Source organism: Methylobacterium sp. Leaf469 (genome assembly GCF_001424745.1).
Lineage (GTDB): Bacteria > Pseudomonadota > Alphaproteobacteria > Rhizobiales > Beijerinckiaceae > Methylobacterium.
In genome coordinates, this window is the sequence record NZ_LMRE01000001.1 from 297,918 (window position 1) to 321,763 (window position 23,846).

The window sequence follows — 23,846 nt, forward strand, 5'->3', positions numbered from 1 at the left end:
TGGTTCAGCGTGTCGAGGTCTCGGCGGCACCCCATCACGGACGTGACCGTCGTCATGCGCGAACACGATGGCCATGGCGTCGCCGGGTGGCCCTTCGGGCCACGAGCCAAGGACGGAGCCGTTCCGGCGACCCTTCCGGACGGACGGCCCTGGCCGAATCTACACATCCTCACGCCGTCGCCCCCCGGCGCGCCCGGCCTCGTCGGCACGGACGCCTCCGTGGCGGGCCAGGATTACCGGCCGCTCCAGCACCATCACGTCCCGCCCGGACCCGAGGCAACGGCCCGCGTCGCCGCCCTGCTGTCCGATCCGTCCGTGGATTTCGTCCTCGTCCTGCGGGCGGGGGACCTCCTGGCGCCGGGCGCCCTCACGTCCCTCGCCCTGGAGGCGTCCCTCGCGGCGGCGGACGTCGTCACCGGCCTGCGGGTGGTGTTCGGCGAAACGGTTCTGGGCCTCGATGCGGTCGCGCAGGCGCCCGGCCCCCTCGACGGCCGGGTTCCGGCCGGACGCCTCGGCCCCTTCACCGGCGGCGAATGCCTGCTGTCGCGGGCGGCGATCCACGCGGCCGGCGGCCTCGACCTCGCCGATCCGTCCCCGGTCGCCGCGTTGTGGCCGCGCCTCACGGGGCTGCGGCTGGCGCGGGTCGGGCGCCCGGTCCTGCTCCAGCGCGCGCCGGAGGGTCACGTCCCACCCCCGCACCCCGCCGGCCTCGCCATCGCGGCCCTCACCGACCAGGGCGCCGGCGGCGGGGCGGGCATCGCCCATCGCCGCCTCGCCGAAGCCCTCGCGCTGTCGGGGCATCGGGTGACGGGCCTGCGGCTGTTCGACGAAGCCGTGCCGCCGAGAGCCGAGTGGCAGGACCGTTTCCCCCGCACCGAGGCGGCGATCCGGGACGGGGGCTACGATCTCCTCCTCGTCGGCAACATCCACGGCGCGACGCGCCGGCTCGGCCTCCTCGCGCGCCTCGCCGCACACCTTCCCGTCGCCGTCGTGATGCACGACCTGTTCCCCATCACCGGGCGCTGCGCCTTCCCGTGCGACTGCACCCGCCTCGCCACGGGCTGCGACGCGGGCTGCCCAACCCCGACGCAGTACCCCTACCTCGCACCGTCCCGGATCGCGGGCGTCCATGCCGAGAAGCGGGCGTACCTCGCCGGTCCCGGCGGCCCCCTGCTCCTGACCAACTCGGCCTGGACCCACGAGTACACCCGTGCCAACGCGCCTGCCGGCACCGCCGTGGCCCGGATCGACCTCGCGTTTCCCACGGGGGCCTTCCGGCCCGGCGACCGGACGGCCCTGCGCCGACGCCTCGGCCTGCCCGTCGACGGCGTGCTGGTGATGTTCGCCGCCGTCATCGCCGACGCCCCCGGCAAGGGGTTCGCCGACCTCGTCGCCACCCTGCGCCGCGTCGCGCGGCCGGGTGTCGGCTTCGTCGCCGTGGGACGCCTCGACGATCCGGACGCCCTCGGCCTGCCCGACCTGTTCGCCGCCGGTCCCGTCGGCGACGAGGCCGGTCTGGCGGCGTGGTACGGCGCCTGCGACATCTACCTCACCGCCAGCCTCAACGAGACCCTGGGACAGACCCCTGTGGAGGCGGGGCTGTGCGGACTTCCCACCGTGGCCTACCGGGCCTCCGGACTCACCAGCGCGGTGATCGACGGCGTCTCGGGCGTCCTCGTCCCGCAGGAGCCCGGCGCCCTCGCGGCCGCCCTCGCCGGTCTCATCGCCGACGAAGCCCGGCGCCGGCGCCTCGGCGCGCAGGCGCGGATCGCCTTCGAGGGCCGGTTCAGCCATGCCGCCGCCGCCCTGCGGTTCAACGACGTCCTCGTCGCACAGGGCCTGATCCCGGCGCCCGCCGACGGGCGCCTGCGCTTCGCGCCGGCCATGCTCGGCCGGTTCGCCTTCGCGCGGGTGCGTCATCCGGGCGAGACCGGGACCGTGCCGGGCCCCTCCCCCGCCCCGATCCGCCTCCTGCGCCGGGCCAAGCGCGCCGTCTTCGGCCGGGACCTGCCGCTTTGGATTCGCCGGGTCCTGTACGTGGGCAGTCTTCTCGCCAGCCCCTCGCGGCGCGCGCGATGAGTGCGGCCCTCGCCCTGACGGCGACGCCGGCGCCGCGCCGGGTCTATCTCGACCTGAGCAACCTGCGCGGCCACGTCACCGGGATCGAGCGGGTCGCCCTCGACCTGTTCTCGGCCGCGAACCTCGCCCCGCACGAGGTCCATTCCGTGCGCAGCGGCGGTGTACCCGGGATGATGCTGGCCCAGCATCTCGGCCTGCCGGCACGGGCGCTCGCCGACCGCTCGGCGCTGTTCGTCTTCCCCGGCTTCCCGCCGAGCCCCCTGAGCATCGCCTTCGGCACCCGCTGCGTCACCTACGTCCACGACACCTTCCTGCTGACCCGGCCGGAGGACCTGAGCTGGAAGAGCCGGCTCTACATGGCACCGAGCTTCGCCTTCGCCATGCGGTTCGGACGCCGCTTCCTCGTCAATTCGCGCACCACCGGGCTGGCGGTGCGGGACGTGTGCCGGCGCGATGCCCTCGTGGCGCTGCTTCGGCCGGGGGTACGCGACGTCTTCGGCCTCGCGGATCTGGCGCGGACGGCGGCCTACGATCCGGCCCGCCCCCTGCGCATCCTCGCCATCGGCACCATCGAACCGCGCAAGGATTATCCGGCCGCCCTCGCCATCGTGGCGGCCCTGAACGCCGCCGGCATCCGCACGGAACTGCACGTGGTCGGCCGGGTCGGCTGGGGCCGCCACGCCTTCCTCGACGCACCGCCCGCCTTCCTCACCCTGCACGGCTACGTCGACGATGCCGGCCTGCGCCGCCTCGCCGAGAGCTGTCACCTTCTCCTGTCCACCTCGAAGGCCGAGGGCCTCGGGCTGCCCCTCCTCGAGGTCCAGCACGGCGGGTTGCCCGTGGTCGCCCCCGAGGGAGCGGTGTTCTCCGAGGTGCTGGGAGACTCCGCTCTGTTCGTCGCGCCGGACGACCCGGAGGGCACGGCCGCCCGCATCGCCGCCTGGGCGCGGACGCGGCTGCCCGAGGCGGCGCGGGCATCGCGGGCCAACGTGGCCCGCTGGAACGGTCTCGCGACCGCCGACGCGGCGCGTTTCCGCAGCTTCCTCGACCAGGGGACGGCGGCCTACGCGGACGCGCCGGACGGCGTCGTTCCGGCCTCCTGAGGGGTCGCCTGCCCCCCCCGGCCGGACCGAGCCACGGGGTCGCATGCGGGATTCGGGCAGAGTTCGGTAATCATACCCCCCTGTCATCGAGGTTCCCCACAGGAATCTCCGTGGAGGTCGGCGTCGCGATAGCGTCTTCTACACCGGGGGGTTCGTAGGGTTTACCGGTGCCGCGGACGGCTCCGTGAGGCCCGTCCGCGAGGCGACGCTCACCCGTTCCGGTTCGGCCGACGCGAAGCCGGGACGACGCGAAACCGGGACGGTGCGGGCTGGCACGCCCGCTGCTGAACCACCCCGCATCCACGTCGACGACGGGAGCGCCTGTGCCAAATCGGTACGGTCGTTCCCCGGATGAAGCGGAGCGAGGGCGGGGCGACACCCCGGAAGCGGGACGGTCGGGAGACGGGACGATGTTCGACTTCGGGACTACGATACGCGGGGAACCGATCGCGATGGAGCGCCCGTCCTCGGCGCCCGAGCCCGCCGCCATCCTGCGCCGGCTCCGGCGGGGCGTCGGCCTCATCGTGCTCGCCGGCGTGATCGCCGTCGCCCTCGCGGTCGCGGGCCTCGGTCTGCTGAAGCCGGCCTACACCTCGGTCCTGCAGATCCTCGTCGATCCGACCGATCTCTCCGTCATCGCCAACGACCTCACCACCCGGTCGCCGCAGGCCGACAGCGGCGTCTCCATCGCCGAGAGCCAGGCGCGGGTGATCCAGTCGGACAGCGTCCTGGGCCGGGTGGTGGAACGCCTCAAGCTCGCCACCGACGACGAATTCGTCCGGACCCCTTCGACGAACCCCGTCGTCATCGGCGTCAAGCAACTCCTCGGCCTCGATCCGCCGCCGGCGAGCCGCGACCCGGTCAACATCGCCCTCGACACCCTGCGGACGAAGCTCGGCGTGCGCCGGGCGGAGCGGACCTTCGTCATCGACGTCTACGTGCAGACCCTCGACCCGGAGAAATCGGCACGCATCGCCAACGCCATCGGCGACGCCTACTTCGCCGAGGAAGCCCGGGCGCGGATGGACGCGGCGCGGCGGGCCTCGGACGCCCTCTCGGGCCGCCTCACCAGCCTGCGGCGCGGGGTGGAGGAGGCCGAGGGCAAGGTGGTGAGGTACCGGGAGGCGAACAAGCTCGTCACCACCAGCGGCCGTCTTCTGAGCGACCAGCAGCTCAGCGACCTCAACCAGCAGCTCGTCACCGCCACGATCCGCACCGCCGAAGCCCAGTCGCGCCTCGACCAAGCCAGGCGGATGCGGGCGGGCGAGGCCGGCACCTCCCTGCCGGAGATGCTGCAATCCACCGAGATGCAGAACCTGCGGCAATCCTACGCCAGCCTGTCCCGCAACACCGCCGAACTCGCGACGCGGCTGGGCGAGCGCCACCCGGCCATGGCCGAGCAATTCGCCCAGCAACGCGATCTCCAACGCATGATCCAGCGCGAGAAGGAGCGGATCATCGACACCTCGCAGAAGGATTACGACCGGGCCGCCGCCACCGAAGCCGCCGTGCGCAAGAGCCTCGACCGGGCCAAGGTGGAGACCTCCGGGAACGACCGCGCCAACGTGGGCCTGCGCGAGTTGGAGCGCGAGCTCGACTCACGGCGCGCCGTCTACGAGACCTTCCTCAAGCGGGCACGGGAAACCTCGGAGCAGGAGCGCCTCAACAGCTCCAACGTCCGGGTGATCTCGGCCGCGACCCCGGCGCGCCTGCGGAGCTGGCCGCCCTCGCCCAAGGTGATCCTGCCCGTCTCCCTGGCGCTCGGCCTCGCCCTCGGGGCCGGCCTCGCCCTGCTGCGGGGCGCCAGCCGCGACCGCCGTGACGCGATGGATCGCAGCCCCGCCGCACCCGTCGGCGCCCGGAGTTTCCGCGCCGTCGACGCCTGAGCGGGTTTCACAAGAGTGGTCACCGGCTCTGCGTCGAAAACCAGCGACAGATCAGAGAGCTAAGCAGGTTCACGTTGGCTTGCCGACGCGGACCCGCTCAGGGACCGGCGCCGCGCCGGAAGGCCCCCTCAGGCTGCCGCGAACAGGTCGGGATGGCGCAGGCGCAGGGCGTAGACGAGGAGCAGGGTCTTGATGTCGGTGATCTCGCCCCGGTCGCTCATGGCGCTGAGGCTGGCGAGATCCATCTCGTGCACGGTGATGTTCTCGTGCTCGGCGTCGAGGCCGCCGCCCGGACCGGAGCGGTCGTCGGCGCCGTAGGGGGCGAGGAACAGGTCCATCTGCTCCGTGGAGATGCCCGGCATGCTCCAGCCGCAGGCGATGCGTTCCAGGGCCCCGAGGCGCACGCCGACCTCCTCGTAGGCCTCCCGCCGCGCGCCCTCCTCCGGATCGGCCTCGTCGAGGAGGCCGGCCGGAACCTCGAAGAGGGATTCGGTCCCGGCCGCGTAGAGGGCCGCGGGCCGGAACTGCTCGACGAGGAGCGCCACGCCGCGCACCGGATCGTAGGGCAGCACGGCGACGGCGCGGCCATGATCCTCGATCTCACGGGCGAGACGCGTTCCGTCCGGCATCGTCACCTCGGCGACGAGAAACCGGCTCCAGCCGTCATGCAGGATCCGAGTGCCACGGATGACAGGCGCCATGCTCTTTCCTCACGCGCCGTCCGATGCGGGACGGCCGACGCGCGGGCCTTAGCAGTGCGTTGGCGCACGAATGAGGCGGCCTCAGTCCGGGCCGCGCCGGATCGTGAATCGAATCGCGCCGTCGCGGCGCTCTTGGTCCAGCAGCGCGTCGCCCTCGCTCCGCACGAGATGCGGGATGTCGATGGCCGCCAGGGGGTCCGTGCTCAGGACCGCCAGGACGGCACCGGGGGGCAGGCGCCGCAGGGCCTTGCGGGTGCGCAGCACCGGCAGCGGGCATTTCAGGCCCGACAGGTCGAGTTCGACAGGATCGGGCGGTTCAGCGGGCATCAGCTCTGGCGCCCTGAAAAAAACCCGTCGCGGCCCGGGAGCCGTCGACGGGTGATGTCGGGATGGAAGCCCGGCGTTCACCGCCGGGACGGCCGCCGCCCTCAGTAGCCGTAGCCGTAGGCCGGGTAGCCGTAGCTGTAGGCCGGCGCGGCGTAGCCGTAGGCGGGGGCACCGTACCCGTAGCCATACGCGGGGGCGCCGTAGCCGTAACCGGCACCGACATAGCCCCGGTCGTAGTAGCCGTAGCGCGGGGCCTGGCTCGCCGCGATCGCGCCGCCGATGATGCCGAGGGCCGCACCGGCCGCGAGGGCGCCGCCGATGCCGGGGCCGCGACGGTAACCGCCGTAATAGCCACGGCCGTAACCCCGGCCGTAGCCGGCGCCGTAATAGCCACCGCCGTAGCCGCCGCGCCAACGCACGTTCTCGACGCCGGCGCGCTCACCGGCGATCTGGCCGGCGTTGAGGGCCGGGAACGGGGCCGCCTGGGCGGAGGTGAAGGAGCCCGCCGACAAACCGAGGGCGGTGGTGCCCGCGAGGGCGAGGGACAGGATGCGCGACATGCGGAACGTCTCCGGCTTGCGATCAGATATCCCTATGAACGGCATCGTGCCTGAACCGTTCCCGAACGAACACAGTCAAGCCTTTCACAATCAGCGCGATCGGATCCGCGTCAGATTCCCTAGAAAACGCACTCGGTGAAGGCCGGCTCGACGGAGCGCTGCCACCGGCCCTCGTAATCCGCGAGGTAGCCCTCGGCCCGCGAGCGCCCGGCGGCGACGATGGCCTCCAGGGGCTGGAGGTGGCGGGTCTCGTCCTGCCCCTGGGCGTCGCGGCGCCCCCGGGCGGCGAGCCCCGAGCGGGCCACCGCCAGGGCTTCCGCCGCGACCGCGCCGAGGGGCCGTCCGCCGATGCGGGCGGCGAGGCCGAGGCGCGGCACCGTGGCGCGCAGGCATTCGCGATCGCAGTCGCTCCAGCCCTTGGCGATGTCCCAGGCGGCGGCCAGCGCCGCGTCGTCGTAGAGCAGCCCGACCCAGAACGCCGCCTGGGCGGCGATCATCGCCGGGCCGCCGACATCGGCGCCGCGCATCTCGAGGAAGCGCTTCAGGCGCACCTCGGGAAAGGCTGTCGAGGCGTGGTTGGCCCAGTCCGACACCGTGGCGCGCTCGCCCGGCAGGTCCGCGAGCCGGCCCGCCATCAGGTCGCGGAACGAGGCGCCGGAGACGTCGTGATAGGTCTCGCCGCGCTTGACGAAATACATCGGCATGTCGAGGAGCCAGTCGACATAGGCCTCGTAGCCGAAGCCCGGGGCGAAGGCGCGGGGCAGCATGCCGGTTCGGTCGGGATCGGTGTCGCGCCAGATCTCCGAGCGGCGCGACAGGAAGCCGTTGGGCCGTCCGTCGGTGAAGGGCGAATTGGCGAAGAGCGCGGTGGCGACGGGCTGGAGCGCCAGGGCGACGCGCATCTTGGCGACCATGTCGGCCTCCGACGCGAAGTCGAGATTCACCTGCACGGTGGCCGTGCGCAGCATCATGTCGAGGCCGAGCGTCCCGACCTTCGGCATGTAGCCGGCCATGATCTTGTACCGGCTCTTCGGCATCACGGGCGTTTCCTCGCGAGTCCACTTTGGACTCATCCCGAGGTCGAGGAAGCCGATGCCGAGGGGGTCGGCCACGCGCTTGGCGGCCTCGAGGTGCGTGCGCAACTCGGATTCCGTGGCGTGCACGTCGGCCAGCGGCGCGCCGGAGAGCTCGAACTGCCCGCCCGGCTCCAGGGAGATGGCGCCGCCCTCCTGGCCCGCGAGACCGATGAGATGGCCCGCATCCTCGATGGCCTCCCAGCCGGTCTCGCGCGCGAGGCCTTCGAGAAGGGCGCGGATACCGGAATCCCCGGCGTAGGGGACCGGGCGGTTGCCGTCGCGGTAGAACGGGACCTTCTCGTGCTCGGTGCCGATGGCGAAGCGCGCGGGCGGCTTCTCGCCCTCGGCGAACCACGCGATCAGTTCATCCCGCGTCGTCAGCGGCGTCGTGTCGGACGTATCGCGCGCCATGCGCTGGCCTCGTGGTGAATAGGGTCGGATGAAAGGCCGGTCGACCTGGGGTCGGTTGCGCCCCGTCGGGATGCCGCCTCCTTAATCCACGCCCGCGGCGCGAACAACGCGCGCGACGGCGCGCGGCGTCAGCGTGTGTCCCCCAGCACCGACTGCACCAGGGCGAGCACCGCGACGGCGGCCGTATCGGCCCGCAGGATGCGGGGTCCGAGGGACAGGGCAACGGTGTTGGGCCGGCCCGCGATGAGCGCGCGCTCGTCCGGCGCGAACCCGCCCTCCGGCCCGACCAGCACGGCGAGTGGCGGGGGCGCGCCCGGGTCGGCTGCCCCGCGCAGGGCCGCGATGGGATCGGACAGGGGCGCGTCCTCGTCGCAGAACACGAGCAGGCGCTCGGGCGCGAGGTCGGCGAGGGCCTGGGGCAGGCGCACGGCCGGGGGAAGGTCCGGCAGGCTAAGGATGCCGCACTGCTCCGCCGCCTCGACGGCGTTGGCGCGCAGGCGCTCGGCGTTCAGCTTTTCCCCTTGCGTACGCTGCGTGAAGACGGGCCGGATGGTGCCGGCCCCCATCTCCACCGCCTTCTGGGCGAGGTAGTCGAGGCGCGCGCTCTTCAGGGGCGCGAACAGGTAGTGCAGGTCGGAGCGCGGCGTCTGGCCACGGGTCCGCTCCCGCACCACGAGGTCGGCGCTCTTGCGGCCGGATTGCGCCAGGGTGGCCCGCCACTCGCCGTCGCGTCCGTTGAACAAGAGCACTGGGTCCTCCGGCCCCCGGCGCAGGACGTTGAGCAGATAGTTCGCCTGCGCCCGGTCGAGGGGCAGGACCGCGTCCGGCGCGAGGCTGGCCTCGACGTGAAGGCGGGGGGCGGTGAAATCGTAGGCGGCCATGCGGGGGTGGTCGCGTGGCGCTCGAAGCCTGTCAACGCGCCGCCTGTGGCCAAAGAGCCACGCGGGCCGACTTTGTGCGCTTTGCCCACGGCCGAACGGCCGGCGCGGTTTGCGACTCGAAAGACGCCACATTCCTATGGCGAAACGCCTTTCGGGGTTTCGAATCGCGCGGGACGCATCGCGTCCCCGCAGCGGATCGGGCCATCGCGCCGGCGGTCAGGGGCAGAGCTCCCGCCGGGGCGTCGGGGAGACTTTAAGGGAAGTCAGAGCATGTCGTTCAAGCATATCGCGACGGTCGCCGTCGTCCTCGCCGGCTCCGTGCTGGCCGGCTCCGTGCTGGCTTCGCAGACCGCCTTCGCGCAGGCCGTCGAGTGCGGCGAGATCCAGAAGACCCTGCAGGCCCGCAAGGACCTCGTGGCCAAGGCGAACTCCGCCTCGAACTCGAAGAAGAAGATGACCCCGCAGGAAGCCTGCGCGTTGTTCGGCAAGCTCCAGAACAACGGCTCCGAGGGGATGAAGTGGATCACCGCCAACAAGGAGTGGTGCTCGATCCCCGATTCGTTCGCGGAAGGCTTCAAGGCCGACCACCTCAAGGTCGGCGGCATCCGCACCAAGATCTGCGGCATCGCCGCCCAGGCCGCCAAGATGGAAGCCCAGGGCCGCGCCCAGGCCCAGAACGGCGGCGGTGGCGGCGGCCTCCTCGGCGGCCCGGGCCTCACCGGTGCGATGAAGATGCCCCAGGGCGCACTCTGATCGCGCAGTCCCGGCACCTTTTCTGGCGACTTGCCCGGCGACTTGTCTCGTCGGGGCATTGCCCGCCATACGCCGCGGGATGATTGGCGTTCCCAGCACCCCCGGTCCCGCATGCGCGTGACCCGCTCCCCCCCATCCGAAGAACACCCCGTCGCCGATGCCGTCGCCGGGCATTGGGTCGACCGCTGGGCGCCGCGCCGGACGCGCCCCTACCTGCGCCTCGCCCGCATCGATCGCCCCATCGGCTGGTGGCTGCTGCTGCTGCCGTGCTGGTGGTCGGCGGCCCTGGCCGGCCTCGCCGCGGGCACGGCTCCCAACCCGCTCCACCTCGTCCTGTTCCTCATCGGCGCCGTGGCCATGCGCGGCGCGGGCTCGACCTACAACGACATCGCCGACCGCGACCTCGACGCGCAGGTGGAGCGCACCCGCTCGCGCCCCCTGCCCTCCGGCCAGGTTCGGGCCCGGCACGCGGCGGCGTTCCTCGGTCTCCAGACCCTCGTCGGCCTGGCGGTGCTGCTGCAGTTCAACGCCGACGCCGTCCTGGTCGGCATCGCGTCGCTCCTGCCGGTGGCGATCTATCCGTTCATGAAGAGGGTGATGCCGATGCCCCAGCTCGTCCTCGGCCTCGCCTTCGCGTGGGGCGCGCTGATGGGGTGGGTGGCGGTGTTCGGCCGTCTCGATGCCCCAGCCTGGCTGCTCTACGCCGGCACCATCGCGTGGGTGGTGGGGTACGACACGATCTACGCGGTACAGGACATCGAGGACGACGCCATCGCGGGCATCCGCTCCTCGGCCCGCACCTTCGGACCGCGTCTGAAGCCGGCCATCGGTGCCTGCTACGCCGCCGCCGCGGGTTTCGTCGGGGTCGCCGCCTGGCGGGCGGGGGCCGGCCCCGTGGGGTTCCTCGGCGTCGCCGGGTTCGCCGCCCATCTCGGATGGCAGGTCCGGCGCCTGGAAGCGGGAAACGGGCGCGGCGCCCTCATGCTGTTTCGATCGAACCGCGATGCGGGCCTGATCCTGTTCGCCGGTCTGGCGCTCGACGCGGGCCTGCGGGCCTGGACGGGATAAGGTTCAGCAGACGCCCCCGCAGGCGATCTCGCTCTCGCCGCGATGGATCAGCGGGCGCACCGGCAGCGAGCCGGTCTTGCGACGCACGAGGAAGCGCGGGCGGCGGCCGGAGAGCAGGCCGTGGCGGCGGCGGGTGCGGGTCAGGCCCAGCGCCACGGGGCCGATCTGACGCGACACGGCGGCGAGGCTGCCGTCCTCCTTCACGATCATCCGGGCCAGGCCGGACTTGCCGGCAACATCCCGCCACAGGGCCACCACCTCGTCCTCGCAGAACGGGCCGAGGCGACCGATGACGGCACTGTCCGCGCCGACGAGGAGGAGATCGAAGCGATCCTCGCCGCAGGTGTCGCTGGCGTCCTCCGAGAAGGCCAGGGCGACGCCGGTGGGCGCAAGCGCACCGGTGCGGCCGATCACCGGCAGCCGGGCGGCGACGAAGGCGGGCAGGGCCTGAACGGTGGCGGCGTCGGCGGCGTGGTTCAGGTTGGCGACGGTGTTCATGCTTGCGAAAGTGTTCGTGCTTGCGAAAGTGTTCATGGCCCGGTGACCCTGTTGCTGGCAACGGCCTCTGCTGGACCGCCCGTCTATGACAAGCAGAATTGCGTCTAACCTCCTCCAGCGACCTTAAGAGTGAGCGTTAAGCGAATATGGACGCGGGCTTGATGCCAAGAATGCTCAACGGTTCCTTGCCGCGATATCCGAGATCCAAGCGTATCGACCTCTGCGCAGCAATCCTTGTGGCGGCCGACCCGGCACCCTACAACGGACGGGACGGCGCATCGGCCTGCCGCGTGGCATCCTCCCTGCTCCGTCCCCAACGCCTTTTTCGTTAGAACCCCGATCCGACAGGAGTCGCATGCCCGATACGAGCGTACCACCCGCCACGGGTGGACCGGATGCGGCCCACGCCCGAGGACCCGTCGAAGTCCGGGACGAGGTGCACGCCCTCGTGCCGGCCCTGCGCGACGCGATCCGCGAGGCGGCCGGCCTCGCGCTTCCGTTCTTCCGGGCGGGCGAGCAGACGGGCGCGCGGATCTGGTCGAAGGCCGGGGGCTCGCCGGTGACCGAGGCGGATGTCGCCGTCGATACGTTCCTGAAGATCCGCCTGAGCGCTCTGCTGCCGGCGGCGGCGTGGCTCTCCGAGGAGACGGCCGACGACGCGCTGCGCCTCAAGGCCGACCTCGTCTGGATCGTCGATCCCATCGACGGCACCCGGGCCTTCCTCACCGGGCACCCGGACTGGTCGATTTCCGTGGCGCTTCTGGCCGGCGGCCAGCCGGTGCTCGGCTTCGTCCATGCGCCCGTGAGCGGACATTTCTACGAGGCGGCGGCGGGCTTCGGGGCGACCCGCGACGGCGCGCCCCTCCGCGCCTCCGCGCAGGCGGCCCTCGCGGGCGCGCGCGTGACCGGCCCGAAACCGATGATGGAGCGCCTCGCACGCGGCGCGACCCAGGGCGGAGTGAAGCCGGATTTCGTCGTGGTCGAGCGCGTGCCGTCCCTGGCCCTACGCGTCGCGCGGGTGGCCGACGGCTCCATCGATGTCGGACTGGTGTCGTCGGACGCCCGCGACTGGGATCTGGCGGGCGCCGACCTGCTCCTGCGCGAGGCCGGCGGTTCGGTGAGCGACCTGTCGGGCCGTCCCACGCCCTACAACCGCCCGGACCCGGTCCACGGGGCCCTCATCGCCCTGCCGGACGGCCTGCGGGCCGAGACGGTGGAAGCCCTGGCCCGCGGCTAGGGTCGTCGAGGGGCGCGACCCGCGAGGGTCGCCACGACGCGGAAGGTCCGCGTCCGCGCTCGACACGACGATGCCCCCTCTGGAAGGAGAGGGGGTGTCCGGTCGTCTGGAGGTGCGTGGAGCGCAAGTTGGGAGCCGAGATGGGGGCGACCCGATCGGCGCCCGTTCGAACGCGGAAAACCGTTTTGCTCAGCGAAACCGGTTCCGCGCGCCGGTGCTCAAGCGTGCTCGCGCAGGGCCACGGCCTCGGGGGCCATGCCGAACCGCTCGGCGAGGTGCCAGCGCAGTTCGCGGGCCGAATGATAGTTGTAGGAGGTGTCGATGAGATGGCTCAGGTCGGTCGTCTTGGCGCCGCGCGTCGCGGCCTGCTTGAGACGGTCCACCCGGAAGGTCGCCGCGTCGGTGACGGGCGAACGGACGCTTCTGCGTCGGGTGTATTCGAACAACATGCTTCTTCTTGTGTACTTTCAGGTGTCGTGATGTGCGGGACCCCTTAACGGGTCCGGTATCGTCGCTTTGTGCTGCGGGGTGCCGGATCGAGCCATCGTTCCCATCCGGAACGCGTGATCGATGACCGACGGTGAACGGCTCTTCACGAGGACCGTTGGTGACGCCAGCCCCGAGGGCTGGCGCCGAGGGCGTCAGGCCGCCTGGAGGTTACCAGCCGAGTCCTTGCCGCTGCGCTTGTCCGTCTGGATCTCGTAAGAGATCTTCTGGCCCTCAATGAGGTTGCGCATGCCTGCACGCTCGACGGCGGAAATGTGGACGAAAACGTCCTTGCCGCCATCGTCAGGCTGAATGAAGCCGTAGCCCTTGGTCTCGTTGAACCACTTAACAGTGCCGGTATTCACGAATAGATCCTCGTATCGTTCGTCGATCTGGCCACCGGATCCTGGGGATACGGCAACGTAGATCCTCTTCAAAACGTCCTGACGGGGATCAGCAGGACGTGAAACGCTTGGGTGTACAAGCGCCCGGCTCACCGAAACCCGCTGATGAGATATGTAGTCGGTTCATGCGGCCGCAACAAGGCGTGCCGGCTCACGGATGCCTTCGAATGGCCTGCGGCAATGGCGCCGACCGCTGGGATTCCCGGGCGTCCCGGTGCATATAAGGGTTCGGGTCCAGGCAGTTAGTGTCCCTTTCCGAAACGCCTTCCGCTCCGCCGCGCCCAACGCGCGCACCGGTGGCGGACGGGGATTTTGTAAGGCACTCTTGAGCGCCGTCGATGCCCATCTCCGCCGCGTCCCGCCTCGCCCGTGGGAGTTTCGCGGACCGGAATGGGCGGGGGCGGTTCGGTGACGAGGCAGTTAGGCGGTTCATGGCGGGCATCTCGGTTTCCCTCGAAGGCGCGAACATCCAGCTTTCCTTCCAGAAGGACGACCAGGCGACGGCGGTGGTGATGGATGCGCGTGCCGCCCGCGCCCTGGTGCGGGCCGTCGGCCATCTCCTCACGGCCATCGACGAGCCGGACGACACCGACGGGCCGGAGGAGCTGGACGAGGACTTGGCGATGCTCGACGTGACCTCCTCGGCCATCGAGGTGGGGACGGACGAGCAGGGGCAGGCCGTGGTCGCCCTCCAGGCCGGGGCATTGCCGCCGTTCCAGCTGCGCCTGACGGACGAAGAGGCCCGCCACGTGGTGACGAGCCTCTCGGAAATCCTCAGTGCCCCGCGCGACGTGCGTGCCTCGCACGGGGATCATTGAGCGGACGGTTACATCCGGACGCCGGGACCGGTCGGGCCACCGGGCAGGTAATCCGGCTCGGACCCCGGACCCGTCGGCTCGTCGATGCCCGGATCGTTGACCGGATAGGGCGTACGCGGACCGGTGGGGCCGATATCCGGCTGCTCGTCGGGCGGCGGGGGCGCCGGCAGGTCGCCCGGAATGCCGCCGGGCAAGGGTTCGGGGATCGGTAGGCCGGGGTTGGCCATGCGGACTCTCCTGCGATGGGAATGCGCTGACCAACACATGCCCCGGGCGGAGGGTTCCGGAAACGTGGTCGTCGCGGTCGCAGCGGCGCGCCCCTGCGGAAGTCCCGTCAGCGTTTGACGGCGGCCTTCTGCACCTTGGCCTTTTCGGGTGCGGTGCCGGCGAACAGTTCCGACAGGCGGCGCTGGTCGAGACCGCGGGTCACGTCCGCCGACGCGGCGGCCGGGCCCGCGACGGGCTTTCGCGCGTCGATGGAGCCGGTGGTCACCGGATCGGGAAGCGCCGCCACGGGCCGGGGCGCGGGCTCGCGCTGCAGGCGCATGGTCCAATGGGCGGCGGTGGAGAGCGCGGCGATGGCGAGGATCGCCTTGATGCCACCCGTGAGGAGGCGTCTCATTGTGGTCAGGCCCGAAGCTACGCGGTGGCACGCGACCGGTTCCCCGGCCTTGGAGCATCTTCACCGGCGAGCGTTAACGAACCGCCCCGTCCGCCCCGGTCCGCCGTCCCGGATCGGGCCGCACACGGTCTCGGCGGCCAAACACCGGACGGGCAGCAACGGACGGAGCGGGACGCGGTGAAAAGGGTGGGCCTTGCGCCACGGCCGCGGTTCCTGTTCCCCGCATCCGTGACACGCCTGCCGCAACCCGGCCCACTAGGCCTCACAGGAACGGTGCAGAGAACTGGTCCGCACCGCCCCGTCACGACAGGCCCCGCCACCATGCGAGGCCCGAGCGGGTCCGCGAAACCATCGAACGCATCGGCGGCAGGGAGTGTCGATGTAGGCGCCGGACCGGGAGCCGGCAATTGGTCCCCGCGCCGCAGGAGCCCCGGGCGCGAGGTGGCCGGCGATGGTTACCGCAACGAACCGCAGAACCGCTGGATGCGGGTGCACGCCTCTTCCAGGGCGGCGTTCGAGGTCGCGTAGGAGATGCGCAGGTTCGGTCCGAGGCCGAAGGCCGAGCCGTGGACGGCGGCGACGCCCTCGGCCTGGAGCAGCTCGACCACGAAGTCCTCGTCGGTCTCGATGACCTTGCCGGACGGCGCCCTGCGCCCGATCGCCTCGGCGCAGGAGGGATAGACGTAGAACGCACCCTCGGGCGTCGGGCACTTCAACCCCTGGGTCTGGTTCAGCATTGACACCACGAGGTCGCGGCGCGCCTGGAACGCCGTGCGAAACTCGGCGAGGTGCGCCTGCGGCCCGTCGAGGGCCGCCACCGCCGCCCATTGCGAGATCGAGCAGGCGCCCGAGGTCTGCTGACCCTGGACGAAATCCATGGCCTTGATGAGTTTTTCCGGGCCGGCGGCGTAGCCGATGCGCCAGCCGGTCATGGCGTAGGCCTTCGAGACGCCGTTCATGGTGAGCGTGCGCTCGTAGAGATTCGGCTCGACCTGGGCCGGGGTGACGAATTCGAAATCGCCGTAGCAGAGGTGCTCGTACATGTCGTCGGTGAGGACCCAGACCTGAGGATGGCGCAGGAGCACGTCGGTGATCCGCTTCATCTCGTCCCGCACATAGGCCGCCCCCGAGGGGTTCGACGGCGAGTTGAGGATGATCCACTTCGTTTTCGGGGTGATCACCCGCTCCAGCTCCTCCGGCTGGAGCTTGAAGTCGTGTTCCATGGTGGTCTCGGCGAAGACCGGCGTGCCGCCGCACAGGACCACCATCTCGGGGTACGAGACCCAGTAGGGACGCGGAATCACCACCTCGTCGCCGGGGTTCAGGGTGGCGAGCAGGGCGTTGTAGATCACGTGCTTGCCGCCGGTGCCGACGATGGTCTGCGACGCCTTGTAGTCGAGGCCGTTCTCGCGCTTGAACTTCGTCACGATGGCCTCGCGCAGGGGCACGATGCCGGAGACGGGCGTGTACTTGGTCTCGCCGCGCGCGATGGCCGCCACGGCCGCATCCTTGATGTGCTGGGGCGTGTCGAAATCCGGCTCGCCCACGGACAGGCTGATGACATCCATCCCGCCGGCTTTGAGTTCGCGCGCCTTCTGCGTCATCGCGATGGTCGCGGACGGTTTCACACGCGACAGGGCGTCGGCGAGAAAGCCCATGGGAGAACTCCGGTAGTTTTGCGCGGTTTTCGGACGGGCGGGACCGTAGTCGCCGTTCGAAAGCGGGGCAAGTTCACCGGGACCGCATTGCGCAATGCCATTTTTGATAGAAGTTCATGGGCATGAGCTGGACAGTCGATGTCCTCGACGAGGGCGTTCTCGCGGACTGGCAAGCGCGTCGTGATCGTGGCCGCTTTCATGAAGAAGACCCGGAAAACACCGAGCGGTGGCTGGATCTGGCCGAAGAGCGAGCGAAAGGCGTGGTGTGATGGCGATTCCGTTCAAGACCGTCCGCGAACGGTGGAATGCCGAGCCGGACTACCGGGCCGCGCGGGACGCAGTATCGCCGGTGATGGACTTGGCATTCGCCATGGCCGAGGCCCGTCATCGCGCGCGCCTCTCCCAGGCGGAAGTCGCCCAGAGTATCGGCACGTCCCAGGCCATGGTCGCGCGGTGGGAGAGTGGGAAATCCGCCCCCACAACAACCTCGCTCCGCCGCTTCGCCGACGCGACGGGTGCCACGTTGCATATCCGCCTCGACAGCGCGTCCGCAGAAGACGCTCAGCCGGCCTGACGACAACGTCGGGAACTGCAAGGGGCTCGAAGTTTCACCCCTTGGTGAGAATCGCGATGGACTGCCCGAGCGGCTCGCCCGAAGGCCAGGGCGCGGTGTTGCCGTCGATGAACGCCACGTGCGCATAGCTGAGGCGCTGGGACCAGACGGTGATCTGGTTGCGCTCGATGAACTGGTTGAGGTGGGGCACCGTGCTGGCGCGTTGGGCCTGCACGGTCTTGTCGAACACCGCCCAATGGTCGGGGATGGCGAATTCGAGGAACGAGAGCACCACGCGGCCGCCGGGACGCAGGGCCCGGTGGGCATCCTCAAGGTAGAGGTAGGTCTCGGCGTGCAGAAGGTGGGTGAACACGCTGAAGGCGCACAGCACATCCACCGACGCCGCCTCGACGGGCAGGGACAGGGCGCGGTTGAGGACGAACCTGTAGGCCCGCGGCGTTCGCGACCGCGCGTAGTCGAGGAGGGCCGGCACCACGTCGAGGCCGAGATAGCCGACCGCGATCCGGTCTGCGAGGGCCACGGCGAGGCGTCCGCTGCCACAGCCGAGATCGACCACCGCCATGCCGGGCGCCAGGCCGGCGTGCAGCAGGATCTCGCACTCGATGGCGCCGACGCTCGCGTACGAGCCGCCGACCGCCAGACTCATGGCCGTGTCGATGGGATGCTGCCGGATCAGGTCGGCGACGTAGCGCTCGTAATCCTCGACGAAGTGAAATTTCGCCATTTTTCCTACAAACCGATCCTTTGATGGACGACGGGGTCAGCCGTGTCGCACATCGCCGCCGCGCCCGTCACCCTCGGACACGACAACGCCGCCGCCCCCGCAGGGGGACGGCGGCGCGAGGGCGGGTCGGGCCGAAGGATCAGCCGCCGAACAGGCGCTTGATGCCGGAGAGCAGGCCGCCGGACTTGACGGGTTCGAAGGGCTCGGATTCGGCGACGTTGGTCTCCGCCGGCTTCGGGGCGGAGGACGCCGCCTGGACGAGGCCCAACGCCGCCGTATCCGTGGTCTCGCGGTCGATGAGGATGAAGCCGCCGGTGTCGCGGTTCTGCGCGTAGGCGTCCACCGGCACCTGGCGGTCGAGGGTCAGGGTGACGTCACCGATGTCGTTGGCGACGAGCCGGGTCACGGGCTCGGCCTGCCCCGTCTCGGGATCGAGGCGGCTGCGGATGGTGCTGACCACGGCGTTGACCGTGACGGTGCCGATCTTGGCGAGCAGGGTCGCGCCCTGGTTCAGCTCGGTCTCGGCGGCCCAGAACAGGCGGGCGTCGAGACTGTCGGTGACGCGGATCGGCGCGGAGGCCGCCGCGATGACGGCGCCGCGCGAGGCATCGACCTCGTCGGCCAGCACGAGGGTCACGGACTGGCCCTCCACCGCGTGCGGCAGGTCACCGTCGGCGGTGTAGATCCTGGCGATGGTGGAGGTGCGGTTCGAGGGTGCGATGACGACGCTGTCGCCGGGGGCGACGCGGCCGCTGGCGATGAGGCCGGCGAAGCCCCGGAACTCGGAGTTCGGCCGGTTGACCCACTGCACCGCCATGCGGAACGGCGCCGCCTGCTCCTCGACGCGCACGGGCACCTCTTCGAGGTACTGCAGCAGCGGCGTGCCCGTGTACCAGGGCACGGCGGCGCCCGGCAGCACGACGTTGTCGCCGTTCTTGGCCGAGAGCGGAATCGCCCGGACTTCGGTGAAGCCGAGGGGTGCCGCGAAGGCGTCGAACGCCTGAGTGATGGCCGCGAACTTGTCCTGCGACCAGCCGACGAGGTCCATCTTGTTGACGGCGAGGGCGACCCGCTTGATGCCCAGCAGCGAGACGAGGAGCGCGTGGCGGCGCGTCTGCCGGGTCAGGCCCTGACGCGCATCGACGAGGATCACGGCCACGTCCGCCGTGGAAGCGCCGGTGGCCATGTTGCGGGTGTACTGCTCGTGGCCGGGGGTGTCGGCGACGATGAACGAGCGCTTGTCGGTGGAGAAGAACCGGTAGGCGACGTCGATGGTGATGCCCTGCTCGCGCTCGGCCTGCAGACCGTCGACGAGGAGCGCGAGGTCGATCTCGGCCCCTTGCGTCCCGTGCTTGCGCGAATCGCGCTGCAGGGCGGTGACCTGATCGTCGAAGATCTGCTTGGTGTCGTGCAGGAGCCGGCCGATCAGGGTCGACTTGCCGTCGTCCACCGAGCCGCAGGTGATGAAGCGCAGCACCTCCTTGCTCTGATGGGCGGCGAGGAAGCTGTCATAGCCGAAGGCCTCGGGCGATTGATGGATGGTCATCTTAGAAATAGCCCTCCTGCTTCTTGCGCTCCATGGCGCCGGACCCGTCCTTGTCGATGACCCGGCCCTGGCGTTCCGAGGTGCGGGCGGCCAGGGTTTCGCCGATGATCTCGGGCAGGGTCGCGGCGTCGCTCTCGACGGCGCCCGTGAGAGGATAATCCCCGAGCGTCCGGAAGCGGACGGAGATGTCCTGCGGGGTCTCGCCGGGCTCGAGGGGCAGGCGGTCGTCGTCGACGAGGATGAGCTGGCCGTCGCGCTCCACGACCGGGCGGGGCTTGGCGAAGTAGAGCGGCACGATCGGGATGTTTTCCTGCTCGATGTAGAGCCAGACGTCGAGCTCGGTCCAATTCGAGATCGGGAACACCCGCAGGGACTCGCCGCGCTTCTTGCGCAGGTTGTAGACGTGCCACGGCTCGGCGCGCTGGCGCTTGGGGTCCCAGCGGTGCTGGGCCGTACGGAGCGAGAAGATGCGCTCCTTGGCCCGGCTCGCCTCCTCGTCGCGACGCGCGCCGCCGAAGGCCGCGTCGAACTTATGCTTGTCGAGCGCCTGCCGCAGCCCTTGCGTCTTCATCACGTCGGTGTGGACTTCCGACCCGTGGCTGATGGGACCGACGCCGCGCGCCAGACCCTCCTGATTCGTGTGGACGATGAGGTCGAGCCCCAGATCCTTGGCCCGCTGATCGCGAAACGCGATCATCTCCTTGAACTTCCACGTCGTGTCGATGTGCATCAGGGGAAACGGCAGGCGGCCGGGCGCGAACGCCTTCAGGGCCAGGTGCAGCAGCACCGAGGAATCCTTGCCGATGGAGTAGAGCATCACCGGGTTCTCCGTCTCGGCGACGGTCTCCCGCATGATGTGGATGCTCTCGGCCTCCAGGCGCTGCAGGTGGGTGAGGCGCTCGGCGCGGGTGGCTGCGAGGGCGGCGCTCATCGGGCCATCTCCGGGGCGTTCGTGTGGGTCGGGGTTTCGAATGCCGCCGGCTCCTGGCCAGGCTGAACGTCGGCCTCTGGGGCGTGGATGTGCAAACCGCATTCCTTCTTCGAGGCCTGCTCCCACCACCAGCGGCCGGCACGCTCGTCCTCGCCGACCTTGATGGCGCGGGTGCAGGGGGCGCAGCCGATGGAGGGAAAGCCGCGGTCGTGCAGGACGTTGTAGGGGATGTAGTTGTCGGCCACGAACCGGTCGACATCCGTCCGGCTCCAATCAGCCAGGGGATTGATCTTGATGAGGTCGCGGGCCTCGTCGGCCTCGGCCAGTGGCGTGTCGGCCCGATTGGCCGATTGCCCGGCGCGCAGGCCCGTCAGCCACCCGGCGGCGCCCGCGAGCGCCCGCCCCAGGGGCTCGACCTTGCGGAAGCCGCAGCAGGCCTGCCGCGCGGACACCGACTGGCGAAAGCCGTTGATCCCCTCCTCCCGCACGAAGCGCTCCTCGGCCTCGCGCTCCGGCGCGTAGGCCTGGATGCGGATGCCGTAGGCCGATTCGGTCTCGGTCCAGGTGTCGTAGGTCTCGGGGTAGAGCCGGCCGGTGTCGAGGGTGACGATCTCGGTACGACCCTTGTTCATCGCCAGCGCGTGCGTCAGGGCCTGATCCTCGATGCCGAGGCTCGTGGTGAAGACGAGGCGGCCCGGTACCGTCGCCTCGATGAGGGCGATGCGGCCCTTGAGGTCGAGGCCGGCCATGCCGTCGGCGAGGGCGCGCGCCGCGTGTTCCAGGGGAAAGCTCATGACGGTGTTCGGAATGTCCGCTTGTCTGACGATTGAAATGTTCGCTATAACGAACGCTGTCAAGGCATCACAGCCTGCGTGCCGGACATCCCGGCCCTGTGGGCGGTGCGATCGGCCAACGGCCCGATCCCGTCATGGTTGCCTGACAAGGAAAGATCCTTCTCATAAGGGTCGTGCGCCGTGCTCGTCCGCACGCCGCGCCGATCCCGGAACCGACACGAGGCCACCTTGGATGCGATCGATCTGAAGATCCTCGGGCTGTTGCAGCACGACGCCACGCTCTCCATCGCCACCATCGGCGAGCGGGTCGGCCTGTCGCAGACCCCGTGCTGGAAGCGCATCCAGCGCCTGGAGGCCGATGGGGTCATCGACCGGCGCGTCGCCGTGCTCGATCCCGTGAAACTCGGCCTCGGCCTGACGGTGTTCGTCTCCATCGAGACCGCAGACCATTCCCGCGAGTGGCTGGAGCGCTTCGCCGAGACCGTCTCGGCCATGCCGGAGGTGCTGGAATTCTACCGCATGGCCGGGGATGTGGACTATATGCTGCGCGTCGTCGTGGCCGATATGCGCGCCTACGACACCTTCTATAAGCATCTCATCGCGACGCTGCCGTTGAAGAACGTGACATCGCGCTTCGCCATGGAGAAGGTGAAGTCCACCACCGCCCTGCCCCTGCCGGCTCCACCGGCCAGCGGACGCTTCGTGCCGACGCTGTCGGTGGTTGCGGGGGAATAGGCACAAGAGAACGAACTTCTGTTTTGCGGCGCAACCGCAGGCAGCTCCTTCTACCGTGACGTCGTTCTGTAAAACGGACATTCCGTTGGCAGCGCGGCCGCTCAGGACGACATGGCTTTCCCAATGGCACGACACGCGATCCTCCCCCGCACGGCCCCGTTCGAAGACAAGGAACGGGCGAGCCTCGACGCCGTCCTGGGCGCCGCGACCCCGATCCAGCGGGCCTGGCTCGCCGGCTTCCTCGCGGGCCTCGACGCCGCGGGCGGCCAGCCCGCCGCCGCCGCGCCCGCCGCCCCCCCGAAGGCGGCCGAGCCCCTGACCATCCTGTTCGCCAGCGAATCCGGCAATTCGGAGAAGCTCGCGAGCGATGTCGCCAAACTCGCCCGCAAGAACGGGTTCAAGCCCAAGATCGTGGATTTCTTCGATCTCGACGTGGCGTCGCTCGCGGGCGAGAAGCACGTGGTGGCCATCGCGGCGACCTGGGGCGAGGGCGAGCCCCCGGCCCGGGCCATGCGGGCCTACGGCGAACTCATGGGGGACGGCGCGCCGCGCCTCGACGGCATCGATTTCGCCGTGCTGGCGCTCGGCGACACCTCCTACGCGGAGTTCTGCGCCATCGGGAAGGCGCTCGATGCCCGCTTCGAGGCGCTCGGGGCCAAGCGCGCGTACGAGCGCGCCGACCTCGACCTCGACTTCGACAAGCCGGCCGCCGAGTGGATCAAGAACACCCTCAAGGCCCTGGCCCCGGCGCCGAGCGCCGACAACGTTGTGGCCGTCGACTTCGCCGCCCGCGCCGCCGAGGACGAGGAGGAGGCCGAGCCGAGCCGCGAGCCCCGGGTGGTCGAGGTCGTCGACCACGTGAACCTGAACTCGTCGCGCTCCGACAAGGAGACGATCCACATCGCCCTCGAATTCGAGGACGGAGCGCCGGCCTACGAGCCGGGCGACAGCCTCGAGATCTACCCCGAGAACGACCCCGCCCTCGTGGACGAGATCCTGACCGCGACGGGGCTCTCCGGCGACGACGCCCTGCGCCGGGCGCTGCTCGCCGAGCGCGACATCACCACCCTGTCGGCCACCACAGTGGAGCGCTTCGCCAAGGCCACGGGCCATGCCGAGGCGCAGAAGCTCATCGACAGCGGCGAAGCCAAGGCCTGGATCGAGGGCCGCCACCTCATCGACCTCATCCAGAGCTTCCCGGCTAAGGTGACGGCCGAACACCTCAGCACCATCACCCGGCCCCTGCCGCCGCGCGCCTACTCCATCGCCTCATCGCGCAAGGAAGTCGGCGACGAGGTCCACCTCGTCATCGCCGCCGTGCGCTACGAGACCCATGGCCGGGCCCGCTCCGGCGTCGCCTCGACCCACGTGGCCGACCGGGTGAAGAACGGCGCCAAGCTGCGGGTGAAGCTGAAGCCGAACCGCCACTTCCGCCTGCCGCAGGACCCCGCCACCGACATCATCATGGTCGGCCCCGGCACCGGCGTGGCGCCGTTCCGCGCCTTCGTGCAGGAGCGCCGCGCCGTGGAAGCTCCCGGACGCTCGTGGCTGTTCTTCGGCGACCGCCACTTCACCCACGACTTCCTCTATCAGCTCGAATGGCAGGACGCCCTGGAAGACGGGTCGCTCACGCAGATCGACGTCGCCTTCTCCCGCGACCAGCCGGAGAAGATCTACGTCCAGGACCGCATCGACCATCACGCCAAGGAGTTGGTGGCGTGGCTCGACGGCGGCGCCAGCTTCTACGTCTGCGGCGATGCCAACCGCATGGCCAAGGACGTGCGCAGCGCCGTCGTGCGCGCCTATCAGCAAGTGAAGGCCCTCACCCCGGCCGATGCCGAGGCGGCGGTCGCGGCCCTGGAGCGCGCCCACCGCTACCAGCAGGACGTCTACTGAGGATCACACCGTCGTTCCGGGCGCGACAGCGAGCCCGGAACCCAGAACCGCCGACGGAGCCGACTGAACCGCGACTTG

Annotated in this window: 26 protein-coding genes; 11 read left to right on the forward strand and 15 right to left on the reverse strand. The window is 70.4% G+C overall.

Annotated features, from left to right (window positions below):
- The first annotated feature begins 54 nt into the window (after positions 1 to 54).
- The 3 genes from ASG60_RS01365 to ASG60_RS01375 all read left to right on the forward strand — a co-directional run bounded on the left by ASG60_RS01365 (position 55) and on the right by ASG60_RS01375 (position 5,068).
- Positions 55 to 2,079, forward strand: coding sequence for a glycosyltransferase (locus ASG60_RS01365; protein ID WP_056384281.1), 2,025 nt, complete (start codon positions 55 to 57; stop codon positions 2,077 to 2,079).
- Positions 2,076 to 3,182: a glycosyltransferase gene (locus ASG60_RS01370; RefSeq protein ID WP_056384064.1), complete on the forward strand. Its 1,107-nt coding sequence runs from the start codon at positions 2,076 to 2,078 to the stop codon at positions 3,180 to 3,182. The genes ASG60_RS01365 and ASG60_RS01370 overlap by 4 nt, the downstream gene beginning before the upstream one ends.
- A gap of 452 nt (positions 3,183 to 3,634) precedes the next feature.
- Positions 3,635 to 5,068, forward strand: coding sequence for a GumC family protein (locus tag ASG60_RS01375; protein WP_244476545.1), 1,434 nt, complete (start codon positions 3,635 to 3,637; stop codon positions 5,066 to 5,068).
- Between the two features lie 128 nt (positions 5,069 to 5,196).
- On the opposite strand, the gene ASG60_RS01380 is transcribed toward ASG60_RS01375, so the two are convergent.
- From ASG60_RS01380 to ASG60_RS01400, 5 genes are all read right to left on the reverse strand, one after another.
- Entirely contained in the window at positions 5,197 to 5,769 is a 573-nt protein-coding gene (locus ASG60_RS01380; protein ID WP_056166792.1) for an NUDIX hydrolase, read from the reverse strand.
- A gap of 81 nt (positions 5,770 to 5,850) precedes the next feature.
- Positions 5,851 to 6,096 (reverse strand): sulfurtransferase TusA family protein, encoded by a 246-nt coding sequence (locus tag ASG60_RS01385; protein WP_056263735.1) that lies wholly within the window; start codon positions 6,094 to 6,096, stop codon positions 5,851 to 5,853.
- A gap of 101 nt (positions 6,097 to 6,197) precedes the next feature.
- Complete coding sequence (locus ASG60_RS01390) at positions 6,198 to 6,656, reverse strand: hypothetical protein (protein WP_056384068.1); 459 nt, start codon at positions 6,654 to 6,656, stop codon at positions 6,198 to 6,200.
- A 119-nt stretch (positions 6,657 to 6,775) separates the two neighbouring features.
- Positions 6,776 to 8,143 (reverse strand): glutamate--cysteine ligase, encoded by a 1,368-nt coding sequence (locus ASG60_RS01395; protein ID WP_056384070.1) that lies wholly within the window; start codon positions 8,141 to 8,143, stop codon positions 6,776 to 6,778.
- A 128-nt stretch (positions 8,144 to 8,271) separates the two neighbouring features.
- A complete protein-coding gene (locus ASG60_RS01400) occupies positions 8,272 to 9,024 on the reverse strand; it encodes a 16S rRNA (uracil(1498)-N(3))-methyltransferase (RefSeq protein ID WP_056302803.1) in 753 nt (250 codons plus the stop codon).
- A 270-nt stretch (positions 9,025 to 9,294) separates the two neighbouring features.
- Here ASG60_RS01400 and ASG60_RS01405 point away from each other — a divergent pair, with 270 nt between their 5' ends.
- Positions 9,295 to 9,777 carry a hypothetical protein gene (locus ASG60_RS01405; RefSeq protein ID WP_244472856.1) on the forward strand — a complete coding sequence of 161 codons (483 nt, stop codon included), beginning with the start codon at positions 9,295 to 9,297 and terminating at the stop codon, positions 9,775 to 9,777.
- 111 nt (positions 9,778 to 9,888) lie between these two features.
- Positions 9,889 to 10,845 (forward strand): 4-hydroxybenzoate octaprenyltransferase, encoded by a 957-nt coding sequence (gene ubiA, locus ASG60_RS01410; RefSeq protein ID WP_056384072.1) that lies wholly within the window; start codon positions 9,889 to 9,891, stop codon positions 10,843 to 10,845.
- A gap of 3 nt (positions 10,846 to 10,848) precedes the next feature.
- On the opposite strand, the gene ASG60_RS01415 is transcribed toward ubiA, so the two are convergent.
- Complete coding sequence (locus tag ASG60_RS01415) at positions 10,849 to 11,343, reverse strand: DUF6101 family protein (protein ID WP_056166776.1); 495 nt, start codon at positions 11,341 to 11,343, stop codon at positions 10,849 to 10,851.
- A 355-nt stretch (positions 11,344 to 11,698) separates the two neighbouring features.
- On the opposite strand from ASG60_RS01415, the gene ASG60_RS01420 reads away from it, so the two are divergent.
- A complete protein-coding gene (locus ASG60_RS01420) occupies positions 11,699 to 12,580 on the forward strand; it encodes a 3'(2'),5'-bisphosphate nucleotidase CysQ (RefSeq protein ID WP_082478733.1) in 882 nt (293 codons plus the stop codon).
- Between the two features lie 218 nt (positions 12,581 to 12,798).
- Here ASG60_RS01420 and ASG60_RS01425 read toward each other — a convergent pair whose 3' ends face one another.
- A complete protein-coding gene (locus ASG60_RS01425; protein WP_056166770.1) occupies positions 12,799 to 13,029 on the reverse strand; it encodes a hypothetical protein in 231 nt (76 codons plus the stop codon).
- A 192-nt stretch (positions 13,030 to 13,221) separates the two neighbouring features.
- Complete coding sequence (locus ASG60_RS01430; protein ID WP_055956856.1) at positions 13,222 to 13,431, reverse strand: cold-shock protein; 210 nt, start codon at positions 13,429 to 13,431, stop codon at positions 13,222 to 13,224.
- Between the two features lie 470 nt (positions 13,432 to 13,901).
- Between ASG60_RS01430 and ASG60_RS01435 the strand changes: the two genes are divergently transcribed.
- Positions 13,902 to 14,288 (forward strand): hypothetical protein, encoded by a 387-nt coding sequence (locus ASG60_RS01435; protein ID WP_056166767.1) that lies wholly within the window; start codon positions 13,902 to 13,904, stop codon positions 14,286 to 14,288.
- 8 nt (positions 14,289 to 14,296) lie between these two features.
- On the opposite strand, the gene ASG60_RS01440 is transcribed toward ASG60_RS01435, so the two are convergent.
- The 3 genes from ASG60_RS01440 to ASG60_RS01450 form a co-directional block, all read right to left on the reverse strand.
- Positions 14,297 to 14,515 (reverse strand): hypothetical protein, encoded by a 219-nt coding sequence (locus ASG60_RS01440; RefSeq protein WP_056384074.1) that lies wholly within the window; start codon positions 14,513 to 14,515, stop codon positions 14,297 to 14,299.
- A gap of 107 nt (positions 14,516 to 14,622) precedes the next feature.
- Positions 14,623 to 14,910: a hypothetical protein gene (locus ASG60_RS01445; RefSeq protein WP_056263620.1), complete on the reverse strand. Its 288-nt coding sequence runs from the start codon at positions 14,908 to 14,910 to the stop codon at positions 14,623 to 14,625.
- A 455-nt stretch (positions 14,911 to 15,365) separates the two neighbouring features.
- Positions 15,366 to 16,568, reverse strand: coding sequence for a pyridoxal phosphate-dependent aminotransferase (locus ASG60_RS01450; RefSeq protein WP_056384076.1), 1,203 nt, complete (start codon positions 16,566 to 16,568; stop codon positions 15,366 to 15,368).
- Positions 16,569 to 16,684: 116 nt separating this feature from the next.
- Between ASG60_RS01450 and ASG60_RS22385 the strand changes: the two genes are divergently transcribed.
- Positions 16,685 to 16,837, forward strand: a complete 153-nt coding sequence (locus tag ASG60_RS22385) for a hypothetical protein (RefSeq protein WP_210168483.1) — start codon at positions 16,685 to 16,687, stop codon at positions 16,835 to 16,837.
- Complete coding sequence (locus ASG60_RS01455; protein ID WP_056263615.1) at positions 16,837 to 17,142, forward strand: helix-turn-helix transcriptional regulator; 306 nt, start codon at positions 16,837 to 16,839, stop codon at positions 17,140 to 17,142. Before ASG60_RS22385 ends, ASG60_RS01455 begins: the two co-directional genes overlap by 1 nt.
- Before the next feature lie 34 nt (positions 17,143 to 17,176).
- Here the strand turns inward: ASG60_RS01455 and ASG60_RS01460 are convergent, their stop codons facing one another.
- The 4 genes from ASG60_RS01460 to ASG60_RS01475 form a co-directional block, all read right to left on the reverse strand.
- Positions 17,177 to 17,866 carry a class I SAM-dependent methyltransferase gene (locus ASG60_RS01460; protein WP_056384078.1) on the reverse strand — a complete coding sequence of 230 codons (690 nt, stop codon included), beginning with the start codon at positions 17,864 to 17,866 and terminating at the stop codon, positions 17,177 to 17,179.
- Between the two features lie 139 nt (positions 17,867 to 18,005).
- Positions 18,006 to 19,412, reverse strand: coding sequence for a sulfate adenylyltransferase subunit CysN (gene cysN / locus ASG60_RS01465; RefSeq protein WP_056384080.1), 1,407 nt, complete (start codon positions 19,410 to 19,412; stop codon positions 18,006 to 18,008).
- Position 19,413: 1 nt separating this feature from the next.
- The gene (cysD, locus tag ASG60_RS01470; protein ID WP_056384081.1) at positions 19,414 to 20,343 is read right to left on the reverse strand and encodes a sulfate adenylyltransferase subunit CysD; all 930 of its coding nucleotides are present in this window, start codon (positions 20,341 to 20,343) and stop codon (positions 19,414 to 19,416) included.
- Positions 20,340 to 21,137 (reverse strand): phosphoadenylyl-sulfate reductase, encoded by a 798-nt coding sequence (locus ASG60_RS01475; RefSeq protein ID WP_056166739.1) that lies wholly within the window; start codon positions 21,135 to 21,137, stop codon positions 20,340 to 20,342. Before ASG60_RS01475 ends, cysD begins: the two co-directional genes overlap by 4 nt.
- A gap of 228 nt (positions 21,138 to 21,365) precedes the next feature.
- Between ASG60_RS01475 and ASG60_RS01480 the strand changes: the two genes are divergently transcribed.
- Positions 21,366 to 21,872, forward strand: a complete 507-nt coding sequence (locus tag ASG60_RS01480) for an Lrp/AsnC family transcriptional regulator (RefSeq protein WP_056166999.1) — start codon at positions 21,366 to 21,368, stop codon at positions 21,870 to 21,872.
- 123 nt (positions 21,873 to 21,995) lie between these two features.
- Positions 21,996 to 23,768, forward strand: a complete 1,773-nt coding sequence (locus ASG60_RS01485; RefSeq protein WP_056357170.1) for a flavodoxin domain-containing protein — start codon at positions 21,996 to 21,998, stop codon at positions 23,766 to 23,768.
- Positions 23,769 to 23,846 lie beyond the last annotated feature (78 nt).